The following is a 24,673-nucleotide window of genomic DNA, read 5'->3' as shown; positions in this document are numbered from 1 at the left end:
CTGAAGAAGCGAAGGCTACGACCGTGCGTACGTACAGCCCCAAGCCCGGCGATGTCACGCGCCAGTGGCACATCATCGACGCGCAGGACATCGTCCTGGGCCGTCTGGCGACTACGGCAGCGAACCTCCTCCGGGGCAAGCACAAGCCGATCTACGCCCCCCACATGGACATGGGCGACTTCGTCATCATCATCAACGCCGAGAAGGTTCACCTCTCCGGCAACAAGAAGACCCAGAAGATGGCGTACCGCCACTCCGGCTACCCGGGCGGTCTGCGCTCCGTCCGCTACGACGAGCTGCTGGCCAAGAGCCCCGAGAAGGCCGTGGAGAAGGCCATCAAGGGCATGATCCCCAAGAACACCCTGGGCCGTCAGATGCTCTCGAAGCTGAAGGTCTACGCGGGTGAGAACCACCCGCACGCTGCTCAGCAGCCGGTCCCGTTCGAGATCACCCAGGTCGCGCAGTAGTTCCGGCCATCCCCTAAGACGAAAAGAATCTGAGGAATATCGTGGCCGAGACCACCGCTGAAGCCCCCGTCGTCGAGGGCGAAGAGACCTACGCCGAGGTCACCACCTTCGAGTCGGAGGTGCCCGTCGAGGGCGAGTACACCTCCGAGTCCCTGGCCTCCCGGTTCGGCGACCCGCAGCCGGCCGCCGGCCTGGGCCGCCGCAAGAACGCCATCGCCCGTGTCCGGATCGTTCCGGGCACCGGCAAGTGGAAGATCAACGGCCGCACCCTTGAGGACTACTTCCCCAACAAGGTGCACCAGCAGGAAGTCAACGAGCCCTTCAAGGTGCTGGAGCTCGACGACCGCTACGACGTCATCGCCCGTATCTCGGGTGGCGGTGTCTCCGGTCAGGCCGGTGCCCTGCGCCTCGGCGTGGCCCGTGCGCTGAACGAGGCGGACGTGGACAACAACCGCGCGCCGCTGAAGAAGGCCGGCTTCCTGAGCCGCGACGACCGTGCGGTCGAGCGCAAGAAGGCCGGTCTGAAGAAGGCCCGTAAGGCTCCGCAGTACAGCAAGCGTTAATCGCCTGCTCGGTCTGCACTGTACGTACGCCCCGGCAGCACTCCGTGCTGCCGGGGCGTACGTCTTTCCCTGCCCGGGCGGTGATCGCGCCCATTTACCACGGCCCGGAGCACGCGTTTTCCACCACCTCGGGCGTAGAACGGGCATGAAGCGTTCATAGGCTTGCTTTTTCGGAGCATCACGGACCAATTTCGGAGGACAGCTGTGGGACGACTCTTCGGCACGGACGGTGTGCGCGGTGTCGCCAACGCGGATCTGACGGCGGAGCTGGCACTCGGCCTCTCGGTCGCCGCCGCGCATGTGCTCGCCGAGGCGGGAACCTTCGCGGGACACCGGCCGACCGCCGTGGTCGGGCGTGATCCACGGGCGTCGGGGGAGTTCCTGGAGGCCGCCGTGGTGGCGGGTCTGGCGAGCGCCGGGGTGGATGTGCTGCGCGTCGGCGTGCTGCCGACGCCCGCGGTGGCGTATCTGACCGGCGCGCTCGGCGCCGACTTCGGCGTGATGCTCTCCGCCAGCCACAACGCCATGCCGGACAACGGCATCAAGCTTCTCGCGCGCGGCGGGCACAAGCTCGCCGACGAGCTGGAGGAGCGCATCGAGACGGTGTACGAGCAGCACCGGACGGGTGCTCCCTGGGACCGGCCCACCGGGGCGGGCGTGGGGCGGGTCACCGACTACGACGAGGGTGTCGAGCGGTACGTGACCCACCTCGCCGCTGTGGTGCCCAACCGGCTCGACGGGCTGAAGGTCGTCCTGGACGAGGCGCACGGCGCGGCCTCCCGGGTCTCGCCCGAGGCGTTCACCCGGGCCGGGGCCGAGGTCGTGACCATCGGCGCGGAGCCGGACGGGCTCAACATCAACGACGGCTGCGGCTCGACCCACCTGGACCAGCTGAAGGCGGCGGTGCTGGTGCACGGCGCGGACCTCGGCATCGCGCACGACGGGGACGCGGACCGCTGCCTCGCGGTCGACGGCGCGGGCGAGGAGGTCGACGGCGACCAGATCCTCGCGGTGCTGGCGCTGGCGATGCGCGAGGCGGGGACGCTCCGGGGGAACACCGTGGTCGGGACCGTGATGTCCAACCTCGGGTTCAAGATCGCGATGGAGCGGGAGGGGGTGGAGCTGGTGCAGACGGCGGTGGGGGACCGGTACGTCCTGGAGTCGATGAAGCAGCACGGGTACGCGCTCGGGGGCGAGCAGTCCGGGCATGTGATCATCCTGGACCACGCGACCACCGGCGACGGCACCCTCACCGGTCTGCTGCTGGCGGCCCGGGTGGCGGCGACCGGGCGCTCCCTGGCGGAGCTGGCCTCGGTGATGGACCGGCTGCCGCAGGTGCTGATCAATGTGCCGGACGTGGACAAGTCGCGGGTGCACACGTCGGCGGAGCTGGCGAACGCGGTGGCGGAGGCGGAGCGGGAGCTGGGGGCGACGGGGCGGGTGCTGCTGCGCCCGTCGGGGACGGAGCCGCTGGTCCGCGTGATGGTGGAGGCGGCCGACATCGAACAGGCCCGCGCGGTGGCGGGGCGCTTGGCGGACGCGGTGAAGTCCGCCCTGGGGTAGCCCTCCGGGGGGCGCGGTGAGGGCGCCTGTGCCCCGGGGGCCTCGCATGGTGCGGGGTCCTGTGGCACGGGGTCCGTCCTCAAGCGCCGGGCGGGCTGGGAAACCTCAGCCTCGCCGGCGTTTGAGGCGCGGGGTTCGGGGCGGAGCCCTGACCGGGGCTTGTATGGTGCGGGGTTCTGTGGCACGGGGTCCGTCCTCAAGCGCCGGACGGGCTGGGTTTTGGGTGCTCGGGCACTTGTGCGGCGGAAGCCGTCCTCAATCGCCGGACGGGCTGGGTTTTGGGTGCTCGGGCACCTGTGCGGCGGAAGCTGTCCTCAATCGCCGGGCGGGTCGGGAAACTCAGCCTCGCCGGCGTTTGAGGCGCGAGGGTCAGGACTCGGCGATGACCACCGCCGAGGCCACCCCGGCGTCATGGCTCAGCGAGATGTGCCACGACCTCACCCCCAGCGCCTCCGCCCTCGCCGCCACCGTCCCCGACACCCGCAGCCTCGGCCTCCCGCTCTCCTCCACGTACACCTCCGCGTCCGTCCAGTGCAGCCCCGCCGGCGCGCCCAGCGCCTTCGCCACCGCTTCCTTCGCGGCGAAACGCGCCGCCAGCGAGGCATAGCCGCGCCGCTCCCCGCTGGGCAGCAGCAGCTCCCGCTCCAGGAAGAGCCGGGCCGCCAGCCCGGGTGTCCGTCTCAGCGACGCCGCGAACCGGTCGATCTCCGCGACATCGATCCCCACCCCAATGATCATCCGCTCACTCCACCGTCACCGACTTGGCCAGATTCCTCGGCTGGTCGACCTCATTGCCGCGCGCGGTCGCCAGCTCGCACGCGAAGACCTGCAGGGGCACGGTCGCCACCAGCGGCTGGAGCAGCGCCGGCACCGCCGGCACCCGGACCAGATGGTCCGCGTACGGCACCACCTCCTCGTCCCCCTCCTCCGCGATCACGATCGTCCGCGCGCCCCGCGCCCGGATCTCCTGGATGTTGGAGATCAGTTTGTCGTGCAGCACCGGCCCTCCGCACGGCGACGGCATCACCACCACCACCGGCAGATCCTCCTCGATCAGCGCGATCGGCCCGTGCTTCAGCTCTCCCGCCGCGAACCCCTCCGCGTGCATGTACGCCAGCTCCTTCAGCTTCAGCGCCCCCTCCAGCGCCACCGGATGGCCCACATGGCGCCCGAGGAAGAGCACCGTGTCCTTCCCGGCCAGCGAACGCGCCAGCTCCCGCACCGGCTCCATGGTGCCCAGCAGCCGCGCCACCGCCTCCGGGACCTCCGCCAGTTCGCGGATGACGGCCCGGACCTCGGCCGGGGTCCGGGCGCCGCGCGTCTGCCCCAGATACAGCGCCACCAGATAGCAGGCCACGAGCTGGGTCAGAAACGCCTTGGTGGACGCGACGGCGACCTCGGGCCCCGCGTGCGTGTAGAGCACCGCGTCCGACTCCCGGGGGATCGTGGACCCGTTGGTGTTGCAGACCGCGAGCACCCGGGCGCCCTGCTCCCGCGCGTGGCGCAGCGCCATCAGGGTGTCCATGGTCTCCCCGGACTGGGAGATCGCGATCACCAGCGTCCGCCGGTCCAGGATGGGGTCCCGGTAGCGGAACTCGCTCGCCAGCTCCACCTCGCACGGGACCCGGGCCCAGTGCTCGACGGCGTACTTCGCGATCAGTCCGGCGTGGAAGGCGGTCCCGCACGCCACGACGACGACCTTGGTGGCCTCCCGCAGCGCGGAGACCGGGATGCGCACCTCGTCGAGCGTCAGCGACCCCGTGTCGTCGACCCGGCCGAGGAGCGTATCGGCCATGGCCCGGGGCTGCTCGGCGATCTCCTTGAGCATGAAGTGATCATGACCCCCCTTCTCCGCGGCCGATGCGTCCCAGTCCACGTGGTACGACCGCACATCCGCCGGAGCGCCGTCGAAGCCGGTGACCCGCACGCCGTCCCGCCGCAGCTCCACCACCTGGTCCTGACCCAGCTCGATCGCGGACCTCGTATGGGCGATGAACGCGGCCACATCCGACGCGAGAAAGGACTCACCCTCCCCAACGCCCACCACCAGCGGCGAGTTCCGGCGCGCGCCGACCACCACACCCGGCTCGTCCGCGTGCACCGCGACCAGCGTGAAGGCGCCCTCCAGCCGCCGGCACACCTGCCGCATCGCCTCCGCCAGATCCCCGCACGCCGAGAACGCCTCGGCCAGCAGATGCGAGACCGCCTCCGTGTCCGTCTCGGAGCGCAGCCGGTGCCCGCGCCCGGCCAGCTCGGCGCGGAGCCGTGCGAAGTTCTCGATGATGCCGTTGTGGACGACGGCGACCCGGCCCGCGTTGTCCAGATGCGGATGGGCGTTGGCGTCGGTGGGGGCGCCGTGGGTGGCCCAGCGCGTGTGCCCGATGCCGGTGGAGCCGGCGGGCAGCGGCCGGTCCTTCAGCTCCTTCTCCAGATTGACGAGCTTCCCGGCCTTCCTGGCCGAGGCCAGCCCGCCGTCGGAGAGCACGGCCGCACCGGCCGAGTCGTACCCCCGGTACTCCAGCCGCCGCAGGCCCGCCATCACCACATCGAGCGCCGACTGCCCACCGACGTATCCCACAATTCCGCACATGTCGGCAGCCTACGGCGGCGGCGCCGCGTGACCGAGCACACCACCCGGAACGGGTGCGCCCCCGGCGGCACCCCCGACAATGTGAAGGTGATCTCTTCGCCGCCACAGAGCACACCGGGCACGCAGGGCACGCCGAGCGCCTCGCACGGCACCCCGCGCCGCGCGGAACACGGGCCGACGCCCTATGTCGACCTCACCCGCGCTCAGTGGAGCGCCCTGCGCGACAAGACCCCGCTCCCCCTCACCGCCGAGGAGGTCGAGCGGCTGCGCGGGCTCGGGGACGTGATCGACCTGGACGAGGTGCGGGATGTCTATCTGCCGCTCTCCCGGCTGCTCAACCTCTATGTCCAGGCCACCGGGGAGCTGCGGGGCGCGCTGAACACCTTCCTCGGGGACGCCGGGAGCGGCCAGGGCGAGCAGCGCGGCACGCCCTTCGTCATAGGGGTCGCCGGGTCGGTGGCCGTCGGCAAGTCGACGGTCGCCCGCATCCTCCAGGCCCTGCTGGCGCGGTGGCCGGAGCACCCCCGGGTGGAGCTGGTCACCACGGACGGCTTTCTGCTGCCGATGAAGGAGCTGAAGGCGCGGGGGCTGATGTCCCGGAAGGGTTTCCCCGAGTCCTTCGACCGGCGCGCGCTGACCCGCTTCGTCGCGGACATCAAGGCGGGCAAGGACGAGGTCACCGCGCCGGTCTACTCGCATCTGCTCTACGACATCGTGCCCGGTGAGCGGCTCACGGTGCGGCGGCCCGACATCCTGATCGTGGAGGGCCTCAATGTCCTCCAGCCGGCGCTGCCGGGGAGCGACGGGCGCACCAGGGTCGCCCTCGCGGACTACTTCGACTTCTCCGTGTACGTGGACGCGCGGGCCGAGGACATCGAGCGGTGGTATCTGAGCCGGTTCCGGCAGCTGCGGGAGACGGCGTTCCAGAACCCGTTCTCGTACTTCCGGAAGTACACGCAGGTGTCGGAGGCGGAGGCGATGGAGTACGCGCGGACCATGTGGCGCACCATCAACAAGCCGAACCTCCTGGAGAACGTGGCCCCCACCCGGGGCCGCGCCACACTGGTCCTCCGCAAGGGCCCGGACCACACGGTCCAGCGGCTGTCGCTGCGCAAGCTCTGAAGGGGACCGCCGAGTGCTGCATCTGCGTCTGATCACCCCGGCCGACCGCACCGCCGAGGTGCTGCGCCTGGTGGAGGAGACCGTGGGCACCGCCCATGTGGCCGTGGTGCCCGGGGCCGCCCGCGATCCGCTGGGCGATCTGGTGATGTGCGATGTGGCGCGGGAGGCGGGCGACGAGCTGATCGGCGCGCTGCGCGAGCTGGGGATCGACGACTGCGGCTCGATCGCCGTCGAGAACATCGATCTGTCGCTGTCGAAGCGCGCGGACCGGGCGGAGGAGGAGGCTCCGGGGGAGGGCGCGGACGCGGTGCTCTGGGAGCACCTGGAGGACGCGACCCATGAGGAGTCCACGCTCTCCGTCACCTATATCGCCTTCCTGGCGCTGGCGACGATGATCGCGGCGTGCGGGGTGGTGCTGGACAACGCGATCCTGATCGTCGGCGCCATGGCGGTCGGCCCGGAGTTCGGCCCGCTGGCCGGGTTCTGCACGGGGGTGGTGCGGCGCGCTCCCCGGCTGGTGTGGCGGTCGCTGGTGGCGGTGGTGGCGGGGTTCCTGCTGGCCATGCTGATCACGGTGGGGTTCAGCCAGGTGATGGAGTGGTGGGGGCTGTTCGAGGCGTCGATGCTGGAGGCGGACCGGCCCAACACCAGCTTCATCTGGCAGCCGGATCTGTTCTCGTTCGTGGTGGCGGTGCTGGCCGGGGTGGCGGGGACGCTCTCGCTGACATCGGCGAAGTCGGGGGCGCTGGTGGGGGTGGCGATCTCGGTGACGACGGTGCCGGCGGCGGCGAACGCGGCGGTGGCCTTCAGTTTCGAGGAGTACCGGCAGGCCTGGGGGTCGGTGGAGCAGCTGCTGCTGAACCTTCTGGGGATCGTCCTGGCGGGGACGCTCACCCTGCTGGTCCAGAAGCTCCTGTGGTCCCGCACCTCGGGGACGAGGTCCCCGGACGCGACTCGGCCCCCTCCCGGCCGATGAGCGGGAGGGGGCCGAGCCGGTCGGGAGGCCCTACACCGGGGCGGCCCTGCGGCGCAGGATCACGGCCGCGGTGCCCAGGGCCATGAGGACGGCCGCCGCGATGCCGTACCTCAGCAGATCCGTCCCGGTGGCGGCCAGGCTGCCGCCGCCCTGGGCGGAGGTGCCGTCCCCGGCGCCGGGCCCGCCTCCGGTTCCGGCCGGGGACGTGATCGGGTCACCGCTCCTGCCGGCGCCCGTCTCCGTCGCTGTCTCCGTCTCCGTCTCCGGCGCGCTGGACCCGGGGTCCGGCTCCGCTTCCGTGCCGCTCGGCGAGGGCTCCGGTGACGGCTCCGGGCCGGTCCCGGGGCCCGGGTCCGGGCCGCTCGGCGAGGGTTCGGGGGCCGGCGTCACGGTCAGCTCCACACCCGCCGTGCGGGTGCTCCCGACCGGGTTGGAGAAGACCGCCCGGTAACGGTTCCCGCTGTGCTCCACCGTCGCCCGGAAGCTCAGCTCCGTCCCGATCGACCACGCGATCGGCTGCCAGCTCCGCCCCTCGTCGGTGCTCACCTCCCAGCTCGCGCCGGGCGCCGGCGTCCCCTCGCCCGCGGCCTTGAGCACCGCCTGCTGCCCGGCCCGCACCGTGACGGGCGCGGGCTCCCCGGTCACCCCCGGCGAGACCTGGCGCTGGGTCTGGACGATCTTCCCGATGCCCTCGGCGACCGTGAACAGGGTGTGGTTCCGCTGGTCCAGGGCCAGCGCGTTCGGCCGCTTCCCGGTCTCCAGCACTTGGACGACCCGGTCTCGCGCGAGGTCCACGACGGCGACCGTGCCGGCCGTGGTCTGGGCCGCGTAGAGCGTGCCGGTCCCGGAGTCGTACGCCAGGGACTTCGGGTTGCCGCCCACCACCACCGAACCCGTCACCCTGTTCGCCTCCAGATCCACGGTGAGGACGGAGCCGGCCGCGATATTGGCGACGTACCCCGTCCCGGTCTCCGGGTCCACGGCCACGCCCTGGCTGCCCAGCGCGGTGGTGCCGAGGCTGAGGGTCGTGGCGAGTCTCCCGGTGGAGCCGTCGATCCCGTCGAGGGTGTTGCTGAAGGTGAACTGCCCGGTCTCCGGGTTCCGGACGTTGCCGACGTGGACCGCGTACCCGATGTGCCTCTTGGTGTCGACGGCCAGGCCGAACGCGGGGAAGGCGAGCCGGGCGGGTTCGCCGACCGGCTTCCACTTCCCGGTGTCCCAGACGGTGACCGCCGGTTCCGCGCGGTTCTGGTTGGCGACATAGAGCCGGCCGGTGCCCGGGTCGACCGCCACGTGGCCGACGCTCTGCGCCACCCGGGGCGTCCGGTCGTCGGTGAGTACACCGGTCCTGGTGTCGTAGGTCGCGATCCGGTCGGAGAACCCGAGGTGCAGCGTGCCGGATGCCGTGTCGAGCGCCATCACCCCGGCGTGGGAGGGCAGCTCGACCGGCTCGCCGACCATCGCGCCGGTCCCGGTGTCGTAGGACGTCAGCCAGTACGCGGAGGTGTCGGCACTGCTGACCCAGACCCGGCGCGCCACCGGGTCCACCTCGGCGTCCTGCACCCCTCCGCTCGGCGGGGCGATCCGGCGCACCTCGGCGTGCCGGACGGTCCCGGGCGGGACCTCGGGCCGGGGCGGGGCCATGGCGCCGAAGGTGATGGGGATGATCACGTCCTGCCGGCGGTCGGAGCTGTCCGTGTGGTCGGAGCGGGTGACGATCGCGCAGTTCTTCTCCGTGCAGTCGGCGCCGCTGTCCTTGATCTTGACGGTCAGATCGAAGGTGAACCCGCCCTTGCCGTCCTTGACGGTGAAGGGCCGGACCAGGTCCTTGGCGTACTCCGGCGGGTTGTTGGAGATCCAGATGGAGGAGCCGGACGCCCCGGAGAGATCCATGCCGCCGAGGCAGGGGCTCGGCGCCTCCCCGGCCTTCCCGATCACACAGACCGCGAGATAGACGCCCTGGCCCGGGTCGTATCCCGAGCCGGTCACGGTCACCCGGTGGCCGGTCGGATCGAGGTCCTTGGTCGCGTCGGCGGAGAGCTTCTGCCCGGTGGGGCCGGTGGCCTCGCCGGCGCCGGCCGCGCGCGCCGGGCCCGCGGCGGTCAGTCCCGCCACGAGCAGCAGCGCGGCGGCCACGGCTCCTCGTCCCCGCAGGGCTCCGCGCAGGGTTCTGCTGATGAGCGTGGACATGGTCAGGAGAAGGTCACCGGGACATAGACGTCGTACTTGCGGTCGTTGCTGTCGAAGTGGTCGGCGCGGGTGACGACGGCGCAGGTGACGCCCGCCTGGCCGCAGGTGACCGAGGCGCTGATCCTGGCCTTGACGTGGATGTTCACCGAGAAGGCGCCGGTGTTGCCGGCGCCCGGGGAGTAGGGGGAGGAGTTGTTCGGGGACATCCAGTACCACTGGTTGTTGATCCAGTGGGAGGCGCCGGTGGAGCCGCTCTCGTCCTGGCCGCCCAGACAGGGGGTGGGCTTGCTGTTCCAGGTGGCCTGGTTGGTGACGTCGACGCCCGCGGGCACCGCGCACAGGCCGACGTAGATGCCCTGCGCCTGGTTGTAACCGGTGCCGCTGACCGTGACATTGGCGCCGGCGGCCGGGGCCGTGGACGGCGCGGTCACCGAGAGGCTGTAGGTGGCGCCGCCGTCGGTGACCGTGCGGTTCACGGTGGCGGCGGACGCGGAGGAGGCCAGGCCCAGGGTGAGGGCTCCGGCTCCGGCCAGGGCGACAGCGGCGCGGGAGACGGTGCGGACGGCAGGGCGCATGAAGAGGACACCTTTCGGTAGGCGGACACACACCGAGTGTCCGCTTAGGTAAGGCAAACCTAAGTTCGATCTGAGGTCGCGTCAACCCTGGCGCCGGCCCCGCCGTCCGGCCTCGCGGCGGTCCCGGCCGCCCCGCCGGACCCGGGGCAACTCCGCCTCCGGACCGCCCCGTTGCCCGGCCCCGCCCCGCCGGCGCGCCTCCGCCCGTCCCGCCGGCGCGCTTCCGCGCCCCCGGAGCGGGAAGCCCGCTCCTGCGGCAGACTCGGCACCATGCGTACCGCTTACCGCGTGGAGACCGTCAGGACCGCCGAGGCCGAGCTGATGGCACGGCTGCCGGAGGGCGCGCTGATGCGGCGCGCCGCCGCCGGGCTCGCCGCCGCCTGCGCCGGAGTGCTCGGCCGGGTGTACGGGGCGAGAGTCGTCCTCCTCGTCGGCGCCGGGGCCAACGGCGGTGACGCGCTCATCGCCGGGGCCCTGCTGGCCCGCCGGGGCGCCGGTGTCAGCGCGGTGCTGCTCGCCCCCGACCGCACCCACCCCGGCGGGCTCACCGCCCTCACCACCGCCGGCGGACGGGTCGCCGACGACCCCTTCGAGGTCCTGGCCTCGGCCGATCTGGTCCTCGACGGGATCACCGGCATCGGCGGCCGGGGCGGGCTGCGCCCCGAGGCGGTGCCGGTCGCCCGCGCCGCCCGGGGCTCCGACGCCGTTGTCGTCGCCGTCGACCTGCCCAGCGGCGTCGAGGCCGACAGTGGCGAGGTGCGCGGCGAGGCGCTGCGCGCGGATCTGACGGTCACCTTCGGCGCCCACAAACCGGCCCTGATGATCGACCCCGCGCGGGAGTGCGCCGGGACCGTACGGCTGACCCCCATCGGCCTCGAACCGCATCTGCCGTCCGTGCCCGAGCTGGAGGCGCTCCAGCACGAGGACGTCGCCCACCTCCTGCCCGAACCCACCGGCGGGAGCGACAAGTACCGGCGCGGGGTCGTCGGGGTCGTCGCCGGGTCCGCCCGCTACCCGGGCGCGGCGGTCCTCGCCGTCGCGGGCGCCCTGCGCGGCGGCGCCGGCGCGGTGCGGTACGTCGGCCACGCGGCCGACGCGGTGATCGCCCGCTTCCCCGAGACCCTGGTGCACCAGGGCCCGCCCGCGAAGGCGGGCCGGGTCCAGGCCTGGGTCGCCGGCCCCGGCCTCGGCGAGGACGCCGCCGCCCTCGCCGATGTCCTCGCCTCCGGCGTCCCGGTCCTGGTCGACGCGGACGGACTGCGGCTGCTGGAGCCCGGGGCGGTACGGGACCGGGCCGCGCCCACGCTGCTGACCCCGCACGCCGGGGAGGCCGCGGCCCTCCTCGGTGTCGCCCGCGAGGAGGTGGAGGCGTCGCGGCTGGACTCCGTGCGCGAACTGGCCGCGCGCTACGGGGCGACGGTGCTGCTCAAGGGCTCGACCACGCTGGTCGCCGCGCCCGCAGCCGGAGTCCCGGTGCGGGTGAACCCGATGGGCACCCCCTGGCTCGCGACCGCGGGCAGCGGGGATGTCCTCTCCGGGCTCGCGGGCTCCCTCCTCGCCGCCGGCCTGCACCCCCTCGACGCCGGCTCGGCCGCCGCCTACCTCCACGGACTCGCCGCCCGCCATGTCTCCGCGACGGGCGTCCCTATCACGTCGTACGAGGTGGCGGAGGCGCTGTCCGGCGCGTGGAGGGACGTACGCGGAGGGGGGTGACGCCTCCGGCCGGTGCCGGGCCGGGGTCCCCGCCGTGCGGGGAACACTCCTCGGAGCGGACACGGCCGCCCCCTGGGACCGGGCCCCGCCCGGGCCCGCCCGGCCCCTGGGGCGCGGGTGCCCCGGCTGCGGGGGCCCTCAAGCGCCGGGCGGGCTGGGTGTATCGGGCGGGGGTTCCTCCGCGGAGGTGCCCCTGGGTCCGGAGGCCGCTGGTGTCCCGGCCGGGCCCCGCCCGGGCCCGCCCGGCCCCTGGGGCGCGGGTGCCCCGGCTGCGGGGGCCCTCAGGCGCCGGGCGGGCTGGGTGTGTCGGGCCGGGGCCCTTCCGCGGAGGTGCCCCTGGGGGCCGGAGGCCGCTGGTGCACCGGCCGCGAGGGGTCGTTCCTGAGCTGTGGGCGGGCTGGACACGTCCCGGCCGGCTTTCTCCGTGGACGTGCCCCTGGGGAGGTGCGGCCCTGGGTCCGGAGGCCGCTGCTGTGCCGGCTGCGAGGGGCCCCAGCGCCGGGCGGGCTGGACACGTCCGGCTGCCCGGGTCCTTCCGCCGAGGCCGCGCCGGGGCACGCCCGGGGGAGGAGCGGGCCGGCCCCGGCACACCCCTGGCCCGGGGAAACGGGACCTGTCGCGGCGGAGCTGTCCGAGGGCTCTGAGAGACTGGGGCCGATGACCAGGACACCACCGCCCATCCGAGTCCGTGCCGAGATCGATCTCGCCGCGCTGCGCGCCAATGTGCGCTCACTGCGCGCCCGCGCGCCCCAGGCCGCCCTGATGGCCGTGGTGAAGTCGGACGGATACGGGCACGGCGCGCTGCCCTGCGCCCTCGCGGCCATCGAGGCCGGGGCCCAGTGGGTCGGCACCGCCACCCCGCAGGAGGCGCTGGCGCTCCGCGCGGCCGGGGTCCCGGGGCGGATCATGTGCTGGCTGTGGACACCGGGGGACCCCTGGCGCGAGGGCATCGAGGCCGGTCTCGACATGTCGGTGAGCGGGATGTGGGCGCTCGCCGAGGTCACCGCCGCCGCGCGGGAGGCCGGCCGGCCCGCCCGTATCCAGCTCAAGGCCGACACCGGTCTCGGGCGCAACGGCTGCCAGCCCGCCGACTGGCCCGAGCTGGTGGCCGCCGCCCGCGCCGCCGAGGCCGAGGGGACCGCCGTCGTCACCGGCCTCTGGTCCCACTTCGCCTGCGCCGACGAACCCGGCCACCCCTCGATCGACCGTCAGCTCACCGCCTTCCGCGCGATGGTGGCGTACGCGGAGGGGGAGGGCATCGACCCCGAGGTGCGCCATCTGGCCAACTCGGCGGCCACCCTCACCCTCCCCGAGACCCACTTCGACCTGATCCGCCCCGGTATCGCGATGTACGGCATCGCGCCCAGCCCCGAGCTGGGCACCCATCAGGAGCTGGGGCTGCGCCCCGTCATGACGCTCGCCGCCTCCGTCGCCCTGGTGAAGGGCGTCCCGGCGGGCCACGGCGTCAGCTACGGCCACCGCTACATCACCCCCGAGGAGACCACCCTCGGCCTCATCCCCGTGGGGTACGGGGACGGCCTCCCGCGTCACGCCTCGGGCCGGGGCCCGGTCCTGGTCGGCGGCGAGTGGCACCGGGCCGCCGGCCGGATCGCCATGGACCAGTTCGTCGTCGATCTCGGCGGGCAGAAGATCGAGGAGGGGGCCGAGGCCCTGATCTTCGGTCCGGGGACCCGGGGGGAGCCGACCGCCGAGGACTGGGCGCAGGCCGCCGACACCATCGCGTACGAGATCGTCACCCGGATCGGGTCCCGGGTCCCCCGGGTCCATCTGCACCGGGACCGGGACCCCGCCCACTGACCGGCGGGGGTGCGGACGCGGACGGCCGGTTCACGACGACGAGGAGAGCGGCACGGTGAGCGAGACCACCACAGGGGGCATTCTCCCGGCGGGCAACTGGCGCCGGGCGGGCATCGCCGGGGCGGCCCTGGGCGTGATCGCCGCGGGCGCGGCGGCCGGGGTCGCGATCGAGCGGCTCACCGTCAGCCGGGGCGTACGGAGGAAGGCCCGGCTCGCCCTCGACGCCTCGGGGCCCTACGGCGCCCTGCGCGGCACCCCCGGGAAGGCGTTCGCCGACGACGGCACCCAGCTCTACTACGAGGTCGACGAGATCGAGGAGGGCAACCCCGGGGCCGCTTCGCCGCGCCGCCGCAGGCTCTTCGGCCGCCGCGAGCCGGCACCGGTCACCGTCGTCTTCAGCCATGGCTACTGCCTCAACCAGGACGCGTGGCACTTCCAGCGCGCCGCCCTGCGCGGACTGGTCCGCACCGTCCACTGGGACCAGCGCAGCCATGGGCGCTCCGCCCGAGGGGTCTCCCAGTCCGGCCCCGACCGGGTGCCCGTCTCCATCGACCGGCTCGGCCAGGATCTGAGGGCCGTCATCGAGGCGGCGGCGCCCGAGGGGCCGCTGGTGCTCGTCGGGCACTCCATGGGAGGGATGACGGTGATGGCGCTGGCCGGCCGGTATCCCGAGCTGATACGGGACCGGGTGGCCGGGGTCGCCTTCGTCGGCACCTCCAGCGGCGGGCTCGGCGAGGTCGACTACGGGCTCCCGGCCGCCGGGGTCAACGCGGTGCGCCGGGTGCTCCCCGGGGTGCTGCGGGCGCTGGGCTCCCAGACCGAGCTGGTGGAGCGCGGGCGCCGGGCCACCGCGGATCTCTTCGCCGGGCTGATCAAGCGGTACTCCTTCTCCTCGAAGGAGGTGGACGCGGCGGTGGTGCGGTTCGCCGAGCGGATGATCGAGTCCACCCCCATCGACGTGGTCGCCGAGTTCTACCCCGCCTTCGACGAGCACGACAGCGCCGCCGCGCTCAGCGTCCTCGACGAGGTGCCGGTGCTGGTCCTCTCCGGGGACCGGGACCTGGTCACCCCCAGCTCCCACAGCGAGGCGATCGCCGATCTGCTGCCGGACGCCGAACTGGTGATCGTGCCCGACGCCGGGCACCTGGTGATGCTGGAGCACCCGGAGGCGGTCACCGACCGGCTGGCCGACCTGCTCGCGCGGGTCGGGGCCGTACCGTCAGCCGCTAACGTTGGCCCGTATGGAAGCACCGCACAGCCCGGCGGCTGAGACGTCCGCCGCTCATCTCTCCGTCGACTCCCCCGCCCGCATGCAGGAGCTGGGGCGACGGCTCGCGAAACTGCTGCGCCCCGGCGATCTGGTGATGCTCACCGGTGAGCTGGGCGCGGGGAAGACCACGCTGACCCGGGGCCTGGGGGAGGGCCTGGGGGTGCGCGGCGCGGTCACCTCGCCGACCTTCGTCATCGCCCGTGTCCACCCGTCACTGGTGGGCGGGCCCGCGCTGGTGCATGTGGACGCCTACCGGCTGGGCGGGGGGCTGGACGAGATGGAGGACCTCGACCTGGATGTCTCGCTGCCGGAGTCGGTGGTGGTGGTCGAGTGGGGGGACGGGAAGGTGGAGGGGCTGGCGGAGGAGCGGTTGCACGTGGTGATTCACCGGGTGGTGGGGGATACGGGGGACGACCGCCGTGAGGTCACTCTGCGGGGGTACGGCCCCCGCTGGTCCGCCACCCCCCTCTCCACCCTCTGACCCCACCACCCGGCGCGCCCTCCGGCCGGTGCTGCTCCGGAGGGTGTCCCCCCGGCGGGGTTGGGCAACCTCAGCCCGTCCGGTGTTTGAGGGCGGGACTCTGTGCGCCCCCGGGCTGGTGGCTCCCGGAGCCGTCTCGGGGGGCGTCCCCCGGTGGTGCTGGGCAACCTCAGCCCGTCCGGTGTTTGAGGACGTGACTCTGTGCGCGCCCCCGGGCCGGTGGCTCCCGGTGTTGCTTCGGGGGGGGGCGTCCCCGGCGGGGTTGGGCAACCTCAGCCCGTCCGGCGTTTGAGGACGGACCCCGCGCCACAGGGGCCCGCACGGTGCGCCCTCCGGCCGGCGGCCCGCCCCCCGCACCCCCGAACCCCGCTCCTCAATCCCCCTCCGGGAGGAGTATTCCGACACCATGTCGGGAAAATGTTGCGTGGGGGGTGCCGTGCGTGGTCCTATGGTAGGGAGAGACAGGTTAGGGCTGCCTAACCTAACGATGCCTTGCGCCCCCGCGCCCCAGGAGGCACCCATGTCAGCGCCCGAGCGCACCCCCAGGCCGCACCCCGCCACCCCCTCACCCGCCCCCGTCCTCCTCGTCCCCGGCCCCCCCTCCATGCAGGACCTCCTCGCCTCCTGCGCCGCCGCCACCGCGATCTCCACCCCGCCCCCGGCCGCGTCCGCCCAGCAGCGCGACGCCGCCTGAAACCCGGCACCCGGCAACCCGGGTAACCCGGCAAACCGGACAGCCCGCGTCATGCGTACGAGCGACTTCCGCGCGCCCGCGCCTACGGCACCACGACCACCTTGGTGCTGATCGTCGCGAACCTCCACATCGCGTCCCCGTCCGAGCGCAGCATCCGCACCCCGCCCGTCCGCTTCCTCGGGTCCGGTTCGGCCAGCGCCCCGTTCACCGCCGCGCTGAAGCCGATCACCACGTCGCCGGCGCTCGCGAACCGCACCACGTGCTCGATCGCGACCCCGTCCGACCCGGAGACCTGGCCCGACCGGGAGGTCACCGAGTAGGTGCCCGGCGCGGGGTGCACCGTCGAGGGCATCACCGCGAAGGTGCGGCCGACCGTCTTCCTCCCGGTCACCAGCCACACCCGCCGCTCGGCCAGCGCGTAGACGACCCGGGTCCCCGAGCCGGAGTCCGCGGGCAGCGCCAGCGGGTTCCTCGGCTTGGCGGGGCTCTTCGCCGAGGGGGACGCGCTCGGGGACCCGGCCTTGCCGAGGGCGGCGGGGGCGTTCGCCGACGCCTGATACGCGAGGAAACACACGGTGGCCAGCGCGGCTGCCGTGAGCCCGGCCACCAGTCCCGAACTGCTCCGTGCCACCGTGTCCACCTTTCGCAGTCTTTTGAATGTTTATGTCTTCGGCGACGTTAGCAGTCGGGCTCCCCCGCACCGGGGCGCCGTGCCCCGGGCGCCGGAGCCGTAGGCTGTTTGCGTGCTCTTGCTCGCAGTGGATACCGCCACCCCCGCCGTCACCGCCGCCCTCCACGACGGCAGCTCCGTCGTCGCCGAGTCCACCCGGGTGGACGCCCGCCGCCACGGCGAGCTCCTGCTGCCCGCCGTCGACCGGGTGCTCGCGGCGGCCGGGGTGAAACCGGACGCCGTCACCGCCGTGGTGACCGGCGTCGGCCCCGGCCCGTACACCGGACTGCGGGTCGGCCTGGTGACGGCCGCGACCTTCGGCTCGGCCCTGGGCGTACCGGTGTACGGGGTGTGCACGCTGGACGCTCTCGCGTACGCCTCGGGACTGGAGGGCCAGGGCCCCTTCGTGGTGGCGACGGACGCCCGCCGCAAGGAGGTCTACTGGGCGAGGTACGAATCCCCGCGCGAGCGCGCCGGCGACCCCTCCGTCGACCGGCCCGCCGACATCGCCGAGCGGGTCGCCCGGCTGCCCGCCGTCGGCGCGGGCGCCCTGCTCTACCCGGAGACCTTCCCCGACGCCCGGGACCCCGAGCATGTCTCGGCCGGCGCCCTGGCCTCGCTGGCCGTGGCGAAACTGGCCGCGGGGGAGGAGTTCCTGCCCCCGCTGCCCCTGTATCTGCGCAGGCCGGACGCGCAGGTGCCGAAGAACTACAAGGTGGTCACCCCGCAGTGACCGACGCTCCGGCCCCCGAGCTGCGCGAGATGCGCTGGTGGGACCTCGGACCCGTACTCGATCTCGAACACGCCCTCTTCCCCGAGGACGCCTGGTCGCCCGGGATGTTCTGGTCCGAACTCGCCCATGCCCGCGGCCCCCGCGCCACCCGCCGCTATGTCGTCGCCGAGTGCGAGGGGAAGACCGTCGGGTACGGCGGTCTCGCGGCGGCCGGCGGTCTGGGCGACATCCAGACGATCGCCGTCGCCCGGGAACAGTGGGGCACGGGACTCGGTGCCCGGCTCCTGACCGATCTGCTCCGGCACGCCACCGCCTTCGAGTGCGAGGACGTCTTCCTCGAAGTGCGGGTGGACAACCTCAGGGCCCAGAAGCTGTACGAGCGCTTCGGCTTCGAGCCCATGGGCTTCCGCCGCGGCTACTACCAGCCCGGCAATGTCGACGCGCTCGTGATGCGGCTCCATGTACAAGGGAATGTTTACTGATGGCTGACGAACCGCTGGTACTCGGTATCGAGACCTCCTGCGACGAGACCGGTGTCGGCATCGTGCGCGGTACGACACTGCTGGCCGACGCCGTCGCGTCCAGCGTGGACACGCACGCCCGCTTCGGCGGGGTGGTCCCCGAGATCGCCTCCCGGGCGCATCTGGAGGCGATGGTCCCCACCATCGAGCGCGCGCTGAAGGAGGCCGGGGTCTCCGCCCGCGACCTCGACGGCATCGCGGTCACGGCCGGCCCCGGTCTCGCGGGCGCGCTGCTGGTGGGCGTCTCGGCGGCCAAGGCGTACGCGTACGCCCTGGGCAAGCCCCTCTACGGGGTGAACCATCTGGCCTCGCACATCTGCGTCGACCAGCTGGAACACGGGAAGCTCCCCGAGCCGACGATGGCGCTGCTGGTCTCCGGCGGCCACTCCTCGCTGCTGCTCGCGCCCGACATCACCAGTGACGTGCGTCCGCTGGGCGCGACCATCGACGACGCGGCCGGCGAGGCCTTCGACAAGATCGCCCGGGTGCTCGATCTCGGCTTCCCGGGCGGTCCGGTGATCGACCGGCTGGCCCGCGAGGGCGACCCGGGGGCCATCGCCTTCCCGCGCGGGCTCTCCGGCTCGCGCGACCCGGCGTACGACTTCTCCTTCTCCGGGCTGAAGACCTCCGTGGCCCGCTGGATCGAGGCCAGGCGCGCGGCGGGCGAGGAGGTGCCGGTCCGGGACGTGGCCGCGTCCTTCCAGGAGGCCGTGGTCGATGTGCTGACCCGCAAGGCGGTACGGGCCTGTGTGGACGAGGGCGTCGACCATCTGATGATCGGCGGCGGGGTGGCGGCCAACTCCCGGCTGCGGGCCCTCGCTCAGGAGCGCTGCGCGCGCGCGGGCATCCGGCTGCGGGTGCCCCGGCCGGGGCTCTGCACCGACAACGGCGCGATGGTGGCGGCGCTGGGTGCCGAGATGGTGGCCAGAAACCGCCCCGCGTCGGATCTGGAGCTGTCCGCCGACTCCTCCCTGCCGGTGACGGAGACCCATGTCCCCGGAAACGGCCACCCGCACACCCACACCCACACCCACGACCATGTGCACGAGATCAGCAAGGACAATCTCTACTCATGACGGGCACGACGGGCACGACGGGCACGACGGGCACGACGGGCACGACAGAGGTGACCGGCGCGGGCGGTGCGGGTGTCGTCACGCTGATGTGGGAGGCCCGCGCGGTCCGGGGCCGGGGCGCCGAGCTGCTGGAGTGGGCCCGCGCCCAGGAGCTGGCCCGCCGGCCGCTGCGCCGGGAGACCTTCCGCGCCTCCCAGGACCGGGTGCTGGTGATGACCTGGTGGGAGGCCGGCGACCCGGGCGCGGAGCCGCCCGAGCTGCCGGAGCCGTCGGCGGATCTGATCACCCGCGCGGTGCACCGCTGGCGGTTCGAGTCCCTCGGCGCGGAGTGAGCGGGGCCGCCCGCCGGACCCGGCGGGCCGGGCTCAGCGTGCTGCCCGGCCCAGCAGTCCGTCGATGACCGCCGCGAGCTGCTCGCCGATGTCGTAGCTCCGCAGCTCCTCCCAGCGGGGGGCCAGCTCCGTCAGGCGCGGCAGCTCCGCCCGGTCCTCCTCGGTGAGCGTCTCGGGGAAGTACCGTCTGCGCCCGGGCTCCCGGGCCCGTTCCGCCAGGGCGGCCCGGAAGGTCAGATCCCCGTAGACGAAGTACCAGATCGTCCGGTATGCCCGCACCGCCTGCTCGGGGGTCAGTCCGCACGCGATCGCGCTGTCGATGATCTCCTCGGCGATCCACAGCGCGTGCCTGTCGGTGAGGTCGCCGAGCGCCAGCACCTTCAGCACCCAGGGGATCTCGCTCAGCACCCGGTGCATGTGCAGGGAGACCGTGTGCAGCCGCTCGCGCGGATCGCCGGGCAGCTCCGGCCGGGGAAAGGCCGTCGAGACCCCGGAGAGGGTGAGCAGCAGCAGCTCGTCCTTGTCCCGGACGTGGTGGTAGAGCGCCATCGGCGTGGAGCCGACCTCCCGGGCCACCCGCCGCATGGAGACGGCGTCCACCCCCTCCTCGTCGATGACGCGGCGCGCGGCGGCGACGATCGTCCCGGCGTCGAGCCTGCGCGGGCGCCCCGCGCTTCGCTTCTTCTTCTCCCCTTCGACCACCTGTGCATTCTCCCGTGCCAGGGCCCTCAGAGTTTCTATACGCGTATAGTAATGTGCCGGACCGCGGGACCGAAGGGATCGACGACGCGAGGGGGAACTGATGAACGACCAGGCGCGGACGGCGCGTTGGGTCCTGACGGCGGTGCTCACCGTGCAATTCATGGTGGCGCTCGACCTGTCCGTGGTCAATGTCGCGCTGCCCGATATGCGCGACGATCTCGGCTTCACGCCCGACAGCCTCCAATGGGTCGTGGGCGCCTACGCGCTCACCTTCGGCGGACTGCTGATGCTCGGCGGCCGGCTCACCGACATCGCCGGGAGCCGCCGCATCCTCACCGCGGGGCTCGCCGTCTTCGGCCTGGCCAGCCTCGCCGGCGGGCTGGTGCAGTCGCCGGGCGCGCTGATCGCCGCCCGCGCCGTGCAGGGCGTCGGCGCCGCGGCTCTCGCGCCCGTCGCCTTCGCCCTGATCACCATGGCCTACGCGGCCGGGCCCGCCCGCTCCAGGGCGCTCGCCCTGTGGGGCATGACCAGCGCCGCCGGCGGGGCCGTCGGAGTGCTCGGGGGCGGAGTGCTCACCGACCTCGCGGGCTGGCGCGCGGTGATGCTGGTGAACGTCCCCATCGTCCTGTTCGCGCTCCTGGCGACCGCCCGCAGCGGACTGCCCACGACCCGGGACCGGGCCACGGCACCACGCCTCGACGTGGCCGGCGCGCTGCTGATCACCGGCGCCATGTCGCTGCTGGTCCTCGGGGTCGTCCGCACCGAGAGCCGGCCGTGGACATCGCCCGAGACCGTGACGACACTCGGCGCGTCGGCCGTGCTGCTCACCGTGTTCGTCCTGGTGGAGCGGCGCGTCCGGCAGCCGCTGCTGCGGATAGGGCTGCTCGGGGTCCGTCCGGTCCTCGGCGCCAATGTCTTCTCGCTGCTGCTCAGCTCGGGGCAGTTCGCCGCCTTCTACTTCTGCTCGCTCTACATGCAGCAGGTCCTCGGCTACGACGCCTCCACCACCGGGCTGGCCTTTCTGCCCTTCTGTGTGGGCGTGGTGGCCGGCTCGCTGACCGCCGCCCGCGCGATGGCCACCGCCGGCGTGCGGAACCTCCTCGTCCTGGGCGGGCTGCTGGGGTCCGCCGGGCTCGCCTGGTTCGCCGCCGGGGCGACCACCGACGGAACCTTCCTCGGCTCCATCCTCGGCCCCTCGCTCCTCGGCGCCTTCGGCATAGGGATGAGCTTCGTACCGCTGGGCACGGCCGCGACCACGGAGGTGACCCCCGCCGAGGCGGGCATGGCCTCCGGGCTGCTCAACAGCGCCCGCCAGATCGGCGGCTCCCTGGGGCTGGCCGTCCTGGTGACCGTCGCGGCCTCCGCCACCGGCGGGGCGACCGGCCCCGCCGCGCTCGCGGAAGGGCACCGTACCGCCTACTGGGTGTGCGCCGGGCTGCTCGCCGCGGGCTCGCTGATCGCCCTCGCGCTGCTGCCGGGGCGGGAGCGGACCGCGGCGGTGGCCCCCGGAGGGAATTCCGCGAAGAATTCCGGAGGGGATGTCGATCCGGCCGTCTCCCGTTCGACAGAGGGGTGAGCGGCGGGGAATCCGCCCCACCGCTCACGGAACCACCCGAGGAGTCACCATGCCGCGCTATCTGACACTGGTCCGCGTCGACGAGCGGAACGTCCCCGCCGAGGGCATCAGCGAAGGGCTGATGGAGCGGATGGGCGCGCTCATCGCGGAGATGACCGAGGCGGGCGTCATGCTGGAGACGGCCGGGCTCACCCCGACCTCGGAGGGCACCAGGGTCACCTGGTCGAACGGGAAGCTCAGCTACACCGACGGCCCCTTCACCGAGACCAAGGAGGTCGTCGGGGGGTACGCGATCCTGCGCGCGAAGGACAAGGCCGAGGTCCTCGAATGGACCAGGCGCTTCCTCCAGGTCCACGAGGAGTACTGGACCGTCACCTCCGAGATCCGGGAGATCGTCGAGGGCTGAGGCCCGCTCGTTTGCCCGTCCGCCGGACGCCTGTTCTGATGAGCCGGTGACGGCAGCGAACGCGGTGGAGACGGTATTCAGGATCGAGTCCGCGCGGATCATCGCCGGTGTCACCCGGATCGTCCGGGATGTGGGCATCGCCGAGGAGATCGCGCAGGACGCTCTGGTCGCCGCGCTGGAGCAGTGGCCCGAGTCGGGCGTCCCGGAGCGGCCGGGCGCCTGGCTCATGGCCACCGCCAAACACCGCGCGATCGACCTGGTCCGGCGCAAGGAGACCTATGCGCGCAAGCTCGCGCAGGTCGGCCGGGCGCTGGAGGACGTACCGCCGCCGGAGGCGACCGCCATCGACGCCATCGACGACGACGTACTGCGGCTGATCTTCACCGCCTGCCATCCGGTGCTCTCCACGGAGGCCCGGATCGCGCTCACCCTGCGGCTGGTCGGCGGGCTCACCACCGAGGAGATCGCCCGCGCGCACCTGGCCGCCGAGTCCACCGTCGCCCAGCGCATCGTCCGCGCCAAACGCACCCTCGCGAAGGCCGGCGTCCCCTTCGAGGTGCCGTACGGGCCGGACCGCGCGGCCCGCCTCGGCTCCGTGCTGGAGGTCATCTATCTGGTCTTCAACGAGGGGTACTCCGCGACCGCCGGCGACGACTGGCTCCGCCCGGCCCTCTGCGAGGACGCACTGCGGCTGGGGCGGGTGCTGGCGGGGCTGATGCCCCGGGAGCCCGAGGTGCACGGGCTGGTGGCGCTGCTGGAGATCCAGGCCTCGCGGACCGCCGCCCGCACCGGCCCCGACGGCGCCCCGGTGCTGCTCGCCGACCAGAACCGCACCCGCTGGAACCAGTCGTTCATCCACCGGGGCTACGCCGCCCTCGCCCGCGCCGGAGCCCTGGGCGCCGCCCCGGGCCCGTATGTCCTCCAGGCCGCCATCGCCGCCTGCCACGCCCGGGCCGTCCGGTACGAGGACACCGACTGGCGCACGATCGCCACGCTGTACGGGCAGCTGGCCGCCCTCGTCCCGTCGCCGGTGGTGGAGCTGAACCGGGCGGTGGCCGTCTCGATGGCGGACGGCCCGGAGGCGGGCCTCGCGCTGGTCGACGCGCTGGCGGAGGAGCCCGCGCTGAAGGAGTACCACCTGCTGCCGAGCGTCCGCGGCGATCTGCTGGCCCGGCTCGGCCGCACGGCCGCGGCCCGCGCGGAGTTCAGCCGCGCGGCGGAGCTGGCCCGCAACGGACGGGAGCGCGAACTTCTCCGGGCCCGCGCGGAGGGCCTCGGCGGCTGACGGCGGCTGACGGCGGCTCAGTCGGGTGGCGGCCCCTCGGCGGGTGACGGCCGCTCAGCCCTCCCCGGCGGGGCGGCCGATGAGCATCGACGGCGCCCCCGCCACCCGGGTCAGAAAGACCGTCGCCGCGTTCCGCCCCTGGGGCTTCACCCGGCGGCGCAGCTCCTCCGGCTCCACCGCCGAACCGCGCTTCTTCACCGTCAGCACGCCCACCTCGCGCTCGCGCAACAGCGCCTTGAGCCGCTTCAGATGGAAGGGCAGCACATCGGTGATCTCGTACGCGGTGACGAACGGCTGCCCCGGGTGGAGCTCGTCGGAGGTGAGATAGGCGATCGTCTCGTCGATCAGCCCGGCGTTCAGGCGCTCGGCGGCCTCCGCGACCAGATGCGCCCGGATGACCGCCCCGTCCGGCTCGTACAGATAGCGGCCGACCGGACGGACCGGCGGGTCGGGCAGACCGCGCCCGGTGAGGGAGTGCGGGCCGGGCAGCAGGGTCGCGGTGATCGCGGGGCCCGGGGGAGCGCCCGGCGCGCGCGCCCCCGACCAGAGCACCGCCTCCTTCACATCGCCGCCGTCCGAGATCCACTCCGCGTCGAAGTCGTCCGGCACCAGCTCGTGCGGAATGCCCGGGGCGATCTTCAGTGCGGCGAGCGGACGGGTCCGGGCCGCGCCGATCGCCCAGGAGAGCGGCGGGGAGTACGCCTCCGGGTCGAAGATCCTGCCCCGGCCGCCGCGCCGGGCCGGGTCCACGAAGACCGCGTCGTACGCCGAGACATCGGTCTCCGTCACATCGGCGCAGCGGACCTCGATCAGCTCCGCCAGGCCGAGGGCGTCCGCGTTGGCGCGGGCGACGGCGGCGGTCAGCGGGTCGCGGTCCACGGCCAGCACCCGGATTCCGGCGCGGGCGAGCGCGATGGCGTCCCCGCCGATACCGGCGCAGAGATCCGCCACGCTCCGCACGCCCAGCGCGGCGAACCGCCCGGCGCGGTACTCGGCGACGGAGGTACGGGTCGACTGCTCGACACCGCCGGGCGTGAAGTACATCCGCTGGGCGTCCCGCTCGCCGAACTTCGCCGCCGCGCGCTGCCGGAGCCGGGCCTGCCCCAGCGCGGCGGAGACCAGCGCGGCCGGGTGGTCGCGGCGCAGCCGGGTGGCGATGGCCAGTTCCTGGGCGGGGTCGAAGCCGCGGAGTGCGGCGAGCAGGGCCTGGCCCTCGTCGGTGAGGAGCGGGGAGACGTCGTTCACCTGGCCATTGTGGGCCAGGCGGGGGACGGTCCGCCCGCCCCGGCGGGTGTCGGCCGGATCTCCGGGGTCCGTGCTGACAGGATGCGGCGCCATGCAGCTAAGCGG

Annotated in this window: 24 protein-coding genes; 17 read left to right on the top strand and 7 right to left on the bottom strand. The window is 73.5% G+C overall.

What is annotated here, in order from left to right; all coding sequences use genetic code 11:
- The first annotated feature begins 23 nt into the window (after positions 1-23).
- The 3 genes from rplM (at position 24) to glmM (ending at position 2,593) form a co-directional block, all read left to right on the top strand.
- Positions 24-467 carry a 50S ribosomal protein L13 gene (gene rplM, locus ABT122_RS09350; protein ID WP_351547811.1) on the top strand — a complete coding sequence of 148 codons (444 nt, stop codon included), beginning with the start codon at positions 24-26 and terminating at the stop codon, positions 465-467.
- Between the two features lie 41 nt (positions 468-508).
- Positions 509-1,030: a 30S ribosomal protein S9 gene (gene rpsI / locus ABT122_RS09345; RefSeq protein ID WP_351547808.1), complete on the top strand. Its 522-nt coding sequence runs from the start codon at positions 509-511 to the stop codon at positions 1,028-1,030.
- Between the two features lie 204 nt (positions 1,031-1,234).
- Positions 1,235-2,593: a phosphoglucosamine mutase gene (gene glmM, locus ABT122_RS09340; RefSeq protein WP_351547805.1), complete on the top strand. Its 1,359-nt coding sequence runs from the start codon at positions 1,235-1,237 to the stop codon at positions 2,591-2,593.
- 369 nt (positions 2,594-2,962) lie between these two features.
- On the opposite strand, the gene ABT122_RS09335 is transcribed toward glmM, so the two are convergent.
- On the bottom strand, positions 2,963-3,331 hold the full coding sequence (locus ABT122_RS09335) for a holo-ACP synthase (protein ID WP_351547802.1): 369 nt from the start codon (positions 3,329-3,331) through the stop codon (positions 2,963-2,965).
- A gap of 4 nt (positions 3,332-3,335) precedes the next feature.
- Positions 3,336-5,183 carry a glutamine--fructose-6-phosphate transaminase (isomerizing) gene (gene glmS, locus ABT122_RS09330; protein WP_351547799.1) on the bottom strand — a complete coding sequence of 616 codons (1,848 nt, stop codon included), beginning with the start codon at positions 5,181-5,183 and terminating at the stop codon, positions 3,336-3,338.
- 90 nt (positions 5,184-5,273) lie between these two features.
- Here glmS and coaA point away from each other — a divergent pair, with 90 nt between their 5' ends.
- Positions 5,274-6,305 carry a type I pantothenate kinase gene (coaA, locus tag ABT122_RS09325; protein ID WP_451066874.1) on the top strand — a complete coding sequence of 344 codons (1,032 nt, stop codon included), beginning with the start codon at positions 5,274-5,276 and terminating at the stop codon, positions 6,303-6,305.
- A gap of 13 nt (positions 6,306-6,318) precedes the next feature.
- Positions 6,319-7,281 (top strand): DUF389 domain-containing protein, encoded by a 963-nt coding sequence (locus ABT122_RS09320; RefSeq protein ID WP_351547796.1) that lies wholly within the window; start codon positions 6,319-6,321, stop codon positions 7,279-7,281.
- 30 nt (positions 7,282-7,311) lie between these two features.
- Here ABT122_RS09320 and ABT122_RS09315 read toward each other — a convergent pair whose 3' ends face one another.
- On the bottom strand, positions 7,312-9,471 hold the full coding sequence (locus ABT122_RS09315) for an endoglucanase (RefSeq protein WP_351547794.1): 2,160 nt from the start codon (positions 9,469-9,471) through the stop codon (positions 7,312-7,314).
- Positions 9,472-9,473: 2 nt separating this feature from the next.
- On the bottom strand, positions 9,474-10,046 hold the full coding sequence (locus ABT122_RS09310; RefSeq protein WP_351547792.1) for a hypothetical protein: 573 nt from the start codon (positions 10,044-10,046) through the stop codon (positions 9,474-9,476).
- Between the two features lie 270 nt (positions 10,047-10,316).
- On the opposite strand from ABT122_RS09310, the gene ABT122_RS09305 reads away from it, so the two are divergent.
- The 5 genes from ABT122_RS09305 (at position 10,317) to ABT122_RS09285 (ending at position 16,022) form a co-directional block, all read left to right on the top strand.
- Positions 10,317-11,759 (top strand): NAD(P)H-hydrate dehydratase, encoded by a 1,443-nt coding sequence (locus ABT122_RS09305; RefSeq protein WP_351547789.1) that lies wholly within the window; start codon positions 10,317-10,319, stop codon positions 11,757-11,759.
- 657 nt (positions 11,760-12,416) lie between these two features.
- Positions 12,417-13,577: an alanine racemase gene (alr, locus tag ABT122_RS09300; RefSeq protein WP_351547786.1), complete on the top strand. Its 1,161-nt coding sequence runs from the start codon at positions 12,417-12,419 to the stop codon at positions 13,575-13,577.
- 55 nt (positions 13,578-13,632) lie between these two features.
- The gene (locus ABT122_RS09295; protein ID WP_351547783.1) at positions 13,633-14,847 is read left to right on the top strand and encodes an alpha/beta fold hydrolase; all 1,215 of its coding nucleotides are present in this window, start codon (positions 13,633-13,635) and stop codon (positions 14,845-14,847) included.
- The gene (gene tsaE / locus ABT122_RS09290; protein WP_351547780.1) at positions 14,819-15,328 is read left to right on the top strand and encodes a tRNA (adenosine(37)-N6)-threonylcarbamoyltransferase complex ATPase subunit type 1 TsaE; all 510 of its coding nucleotides are present in this window, start codon (positions 14,819-14,821) and stop codon (positions 15,326-15,328) included. The genes ABT122_RS09295 and tsaE overlap by 29 nt, the downstream gene beginning before the upstream one ends.
- A gap of 520 nt (positions 15,329-15,848) precedes the next feature.
- Positions 15,849-16,022, top strand: coding sequence for a hypothetical protein (locus ABT122_RS09285; protein ID WP_351547777.1), 174 nt, complete (start codon positions 15,849-15,851; stop codon positions 16,020-16,022).
- Between the two features lie 82 nt (positions 16,023-16,104).
- Here ABT122_RS09285 and ABT122_RS09280 read toward each other — a convergent pair whose 3' ends face one another.
- A complete protein-coding gene (locus tag ABT122_RS09280) occupies positions 16,105-16,653 on the bottom strand; it encodes a hypothetical protein (protein WP_351547774.1) in 549 nt (182 codons plus the stop codon).
- Positions 16,654-16,765: 112 nt separating this feature from the next.
- On the opposite strand from ABT122_RS09280, the gene tsaB reads away from it, so the two are divergent.
- The 4 genes from tsaB to ABT122_RS09260 all read left to right on the top strand — a co-directional run bounded on the left by tsaB (position 16,766) and on the right by ABT122_RS09260 (position 19,354).
- The gene (gene tsaB / locus ABT122_RS09275) at positions 16,766-17,425 is read left to right on the top strand and encodes a tRNA (adenosine(37)-N6)-threonylcarbamoyltransferase complex dimerization subunit type 1 TsaB (RefSeq protein WP_351547771.1); all 660 of its coding nucleotides are present in this window, start codon (positions 16,766-16,768) and stop codon (positions 17,423-17,425) included.
- A gap of 29 nt (positions 17,426-17,454) precedes the next feature.
- On the top strand, positions 17,455-17,907 hold the full coding sequence (rimI, locus tag ABT122_RS09270; protein ID WP_351547905.1) for a ribosomal protein S18-alanine N-acetyltransferase: 453 nt from the start codon (positions 17,455-17,457) through the stop codon (positions 17,905-17,907).
- A complete protein-coding gene (tsaD, locus tag ABT122_RS09265; protein ID WP_351547768.1) occupies positions 17,907-19,022 on the top strand; it encodes a tRNA (adenosine(37)-N6)-threonylcarbamoyltransferase complex transferase subunit TsaD in 1,116 nt (371 codons plus the stop codon). Before rimI ends, tsaD begins: the two co-directional genes overlap by 1 nt.
- A gap of 86 nt (positions 19,023-19,108) precedes the next feature.
- Entirely contained in the window at positions 19,109-19,354 is a 246-nt protein-coding gene (locus ABT122_RS09260) for a hypothetical protein (RefSeq protein ID WP_351547902.1), read from the top strand.
- Between the two features lie 33 nt (positions 19,355-19,387).
- On the opposite strand, the gene ABT122_RS09255 is transcribed toward ABT122_RS09260, so the two are convergent.
- Positions 19,388-20,056 carry a TetR/AcrR family transcriptional regulator gene (locus tag ABT122_RS09255; protein WP_351547765.1) on the bottom strand — a complete coding sequence of 223 codons (669 nt, stop codon included), beginning with the start codon at positions 20,054-20,056 and terminating at the stop codon, positions 19,388-19,390.
- Positions 20,057-20,156: 100 nt separating this feature from the next.
- Between ABT122_RS09255 and ABT122_RS09250 the strand changes: the two genes are divergently transcribed.
- From ABT122_RS09250 to ABT122_RS09240, 3 genes are read left to right on the top strand one after another with little or no spacing between them, the layout of a single operon-like run.
- Entirely contained in the window at positions 20,157-21,632 is a 1,476-nt protein-coding gene (locus ABT122_RS09250; RefSeq protein ID WP_351547762.1) for an MFS transporter, read from the top strand.
- Between the two features lie 49 nt (positions 21,633-21,681).
- Positions 21,682-22,038 carry a YciI family protein gene (locus ABT122_RS09245; protein WP_351547759.1) on the top strand — a complete coding sequence of 119 codons (357 nt, stop codon included), beginning with the start codon at positions 21,682-21,684 and terminating at the stop codon, positions 22,036-22,038.
- A 46-nt stretch (positions 22,039-22,084) separates the two neighbouring features.
- The gene (locus ABT122_RS09240; RefSeq protein WP_351547756.1) at positions 22,085-23,323 is read left to right on the top strand and encodes an RNA polymerase sigma factor; all 1,239 of its coding nucleotides are present in this window, start codon (positions 22,085-22,087) and stop codon (positions 23,321-23,323) included.
- Positions 23,324-23,377: 54 nt separating this feature from the next.
- Here the strand turns inward: ABT122_RS09240 and ABT122_RS09235 are convergent, their stop codons facing one another.
- Positions 23,378-24,568, bottom strand: coding sequence for a THUMP-like domain-containing protein (locus ABT122_RS09235; protein WP_502976122.1), 1,191 nt, complete (start codon positions 24,566-24,568; stop codon positions 23,378-23,380).
- Between the last annotated feature and the right edge of the window lie 105 nt (positions 24,569-24,673).

Origin of the sequence: Streptomyces sp. NPDC001985, assembly GCF_040296845.1 — a bacterium.
Lineage (GTDB): Bacteria > Actinomycetota > Actinomycetes > Streptomycetales > Streptomycetaceae > Streptomyces.
This window is presented reverse-complemented; position numbering and strand designations above follow the sequence as displayed.

Excerpts from the sequence above, each read along its gene's own strand:
- ABT122_RS09260 (WP_351547902.1), top strand. The coding sequence starts at position 19,109 with ATGTGGGAGGCCCGCGCGGTCCGGGGCCGGGGCGCCGAGCTGCTGGAG.
- alr (WP_351547786.1), top strand. The coding sequence starts at position 12,417 with ATGACCAGGACACCACCGCCCATCCGAGTCCGTGCCGAGATCGATCTC.
- ABT122_RS09285 (WP_351547777.1), top strand. The coding sequence starts at position 15,849 with ATGTCAGCGCCCGAGCGCACCCCCAGGCCGCACCCCGCCACCCCCTCA.
- ABT122_RS09245 (WP_351547759.1), top strand. The coding sequence starts at position 21,682 with ATGCCGCGCTATCTGACACTGGTCCGCGTCGACGAGCGGAACGTCCCC.
- ABT122_RS09250 (WP_351547762.1), top strand. The coding sequence starts at position 20,157 with ATGAACGACCAGGCGCGGACGGCGCGTTGGGTCCTGACGGCGGTGCTC.
- tsaD (WP_351547768.1), top strand. The coding sequence starts at position 17,907 with ATGGCTGACGAACCGCTGGTACTCGGTATCGAGACCTCCTGCGACGAG.
- glmS (WP_351547799.1), bottom strand. The coding sequence starts at position 5,183 with ATGTGCGGAATTGTGGGATACGTCGGTGGGCAGTCGGCGCTCGATGTG.
- ABT122_RS09315 (WP_351547794.1), bottom strand. The coding sequence starts at position 9,471 with ATGTCCACGCTCATCAGCAGAACCCTGCGCGGAGCCCTGCGGGGACGA.
- ABT122_RS09335 (WP_351547802.1), bottom strand. The coding sequence starts at position 3,331 with ATGATCATTGGGGTGGGGATCGATGTCGCGGAGATCGACCGGTTCGCG.
- tsaE (WP_351547780.1), top strand. The coding sequence starts at position 14,819 with ATGGAAGCACCGCACAGCCCGGCGGCTGAGACGTCCGCCGCTCATCTC.
- ABT122_RS09310 (WP_351547792.1), bottom strand. The coding sequence starts at position 10,046 with ATGCGCCCTGCCGTCCGCACCGTCTCCCGCGCCGCTGTCGCCCTGGCC.
- ABT122_RS09305 (WP_351547789.1), top strand. The coding sequence starts at position 10,317 with ATGCGTACCGCTTACCGCGTGGAGACCGTCAGGACCGCCGAGGCCGAG.
- rimI (WP_351547905.1), top strand. The coding sequence starts at position 17,455 with ATGCGCTGGTGGGACCTCGGACCCGTACTCGATCTCGAACACGCCCTC.